Annotated in this window: 3 protein-coding genes, 1 pseudogene and 1 other annotated feature; of the genes and pseudogenes, 1 reads left to right on the top strand and 3 read right to left on the bottom strand. The window is 52.9% G+C overall.

Going from position 1 to position 2,191, the window contains the following annotated elements; translation table 11 throughout:
- The 3 genes and pseudogenes from rplL to ACH2EH_RS03980 all read right to left on the bottom strand — a co-directional run.
- Positions 1–78 (bottom strand): annotated as a pseudogene (gene rplL / locus ACH2EH_RS03990) (50S ribosomal protein L7/L12); the annotation flags it as partial.
- Positions 79–111: 33 nt separating this feature from the next.
- Entirely contained in the window at positions 112–627 is a 516-nt protein-coding gene (gene rplJ, locus ACH2EH_RS03985) for a 50S ribosomal protein L10 (protein ID WP_309697977.1), read from the bottom strand.
- A gap of 21 nt (positions 628–648) precedes the next feature.
- Positions 649–803 (bottom strand) — a sequence feature (ribosomal protein L10 leader region).
- Positions 804–816: 13 nt separating this feature from the next.
- Positions 817–1,227: a transposase gene (locus tag ACH2EH_RS03980; protein ID WP_395139177.1), complete on the bottom strand. Its 411-nt coding sequence runs from the start codon at positions 1,225–1,227 to the stop codon at positions 817–819.
- A gap of 109 nt (positions 1,228–1,336) precedes the next feature.
- On the opposite strand from ACH2EH_RS03980, the gene ACH2EH_RS03975 reads away from it, so the two are divergent.
- Entirely contained in the window at positions 1,337–2,191 is an 855-nt protein-coding gene (locus ACH2EH_RS03975; protein WP_395139175.1) for a DUF1559 domain-containing protein, read from the top strand.

Genomic DNA, 2,191 nt, shown 5'->3' with positions numbered 1-2,191 from the left:
GGCCTTCACGAGGTCGTTTACCTCAAGAATGGTCATGCCCTTCAGCTGCTCAATAAAATCTGCGGTATTGATAGCCATTTTAGTTTCCTTTAAAACGTAAGTTGGGTTAGCCTATGCTGCCTTCTGCTCCGCAATGGAAGCAAGGGTGGCGGCAAGGCCAGAGAGAGGGGACTGGAAAGCCCCGAGAATCATCGCGTAGAGAGTGTCGCGCGGCGGGATTTTCGCCAAAGCATCGATCTGCTCCGCGTTCTGGAATACCCCGTCGACCACACCACCCTTAATTTTGAGGGGCGTGTTGCGGTTGCCCGTAATGTAGTCGCTTAGTACCTTGGCAGCGGCCAGGGAGTCTTTTGCGAAGACAACGGCGGTAGGACCGTTGAGGGCCGCATCCAGGTTAGGATCGGCGGCGATAATACCGTCGGCGGCGCGCTTGAAGAGTGTATTCTTCACGACGGAGAAGTCGCTGCCGCTGTCGGCGGCGTGCAGCTTGGTGCGGATATCACCGACCTGAGGAACGCTCAGGCCACGATACTCCGTCAAGATCACGGCAGAGCTGCCCTTGATCAGGTCGCTGATCTCTCCGACGACACCAGGTTTGGTGCCGAGTTTCTTTTGCGGTTGTGCCATTTAAAGTTTCACCTCCTTACTGATAAAAACACAAAACCCCCGACCGAAGACAGTCGAGGGCGCACAAAGATATTTAAGATGCTGGCATCTTCTCTACCTCGGCGGGTGGATTTCTATGAGAAACCCATTAAACGCAGACGCGTACCGGCTGTCTCGGGTGGAAGTATTGATTTCCAAGGAGGGAGTCTATCATACCCTCTTCAAGTGCGCAACCATGTCAAGTCCATTTTTTGGTGTAATTACGGCTCCCTCTCCCCCGGCGGCATAGCCGCCCGCTAAGCTCGCTCGCTTCGCCTTCAAAAGCACCTCAGATTCCTTTCCTTTAAAAGCAGCAGCAGAAGTAGGAAGATGGCCCTCAGAGCGCTCCAATCGCCAAGCGTGGTAGTCGTCCATGTTGGTGTACACCTTGCCACTGGTCAACGCCTCGTCAAACTCCATCAACAACGCGCCCAATAGCCGCTCGCAGCTCGCCCTGTTCGGATAAATGCGAATCATGCGATCTCGGCGACGGACTTCTCCATTTCTTTCTCCTCGATTCCTGAAGTTTGTCACTCCAATTGTCGGGAGAGAGAGCCGGCCCCCCCTTCTTCTCCGCGACATCGCCGCAACCTAAAATCCCCCATCGAAGCATTGGCATAACGCAAAATTAACCTTATATTAATCTTAGTTTAATGTTCGTTCTTAGCCCAACATTTACTATAGCTTCGCTATGAAACGTCTTTTTACCTTAATCGAACTTCTTGTCGTGATCGCCATTATCGCGATTCTTGCCGCTATTCTCTTTCCTGTCTTTGCTCAGGCGAGAGAGAAAGCCCGCTCGATCTCTTGTCTGTCGAACATGAAGCAGATTGGGATTGCGGCGATGATGTATGTTCAGGACTACGATGAGCGCATGCCCTCCGATGCAGGCTCTGTACGTCCTGCTTGTCCTGCTGCTCTTGACGGAGACTGGGGCAAGGACTTCTGGGTCTTTCATTTCTATCCTTATATCAAGCAGCGGGCGGGTAATATACAGCAGAAAGGTGCCAGTATTTTTAATTGCCCTAGTGCAACGACGCTGCACGATATGGACATGACTGGAGACTATGTCTGCTATGCTTTCACACCCCAGTGGCTTCTTCAGAACTGGAACTTAGTGCCCGCGGCTAATGGAAGCTTCTCCTGGTACAACTCCTACGCAATCAATGAGCATCTCGCGGATGCGGAATTTGCCAATGAAGGGCCCGAACTCGCCAAGTGGGAAGAGCCTGCCAACTCCTACATGATTATGGAAGCCAATAAGTCTGAGCTGGAAGGCGATGAGCTCTCCCGCACACCGGGGACGTTTGCTAAAAACAACTGGATTGGGGCGCAGGCTCGTCACAGTGAGGGGATGAACATTACCTATCTGGATGGCCATGCCAAGTGGCTACGCATAAGCTACGGAACCCTCTCTAGCTCCTCTGCAACCCGTGCAAACTGGATTTCCCCTCCCGGCTCCCGCGATTCGCAGTTTGACTGCGGCCCCTGGACGGCTCCTGGCAACGATAATGTGCGCTTTGACAACGGCCAGCCCTGTAAGTAG

Source organism: Armatimonas sp. (assembly GCF_043760365.1).
Classification (GTDB): domain Bacteria; phylum Armatimonadota; class Armatimonadia; order Armatimonadales; family Armatimonadaceae; genus Armatimonas.
This window is presented reverse-complemented; position numbering and strand designations above follow the sequence as displayed.

Excerpts from the sequence above, each read along its gene's own strand:
- rplJ (WP_309697977.1), bottom strand. The coding sequence starts at position 627 with ATGGCACAACCGCAAAAGAAACTCGGCACCAAACCTGGTGTCGTCGGA.
- ACH2EH_RS03980 (WP_395139177.1), bottom strand. The coding sequence starts at position 1,227 with ATGTCGCGGAGAAGAAGGGGGGGCCGGCTCTCTCTCCCGACAATTGGA.
- ACH2EH_RS03975 (WP_395139175.1), top strand. The coding sequence starts at position 1,337 with ATGAAACGTCTTTTTACCTTAATCGAACTTCTTGTCGTGATCGCCATT.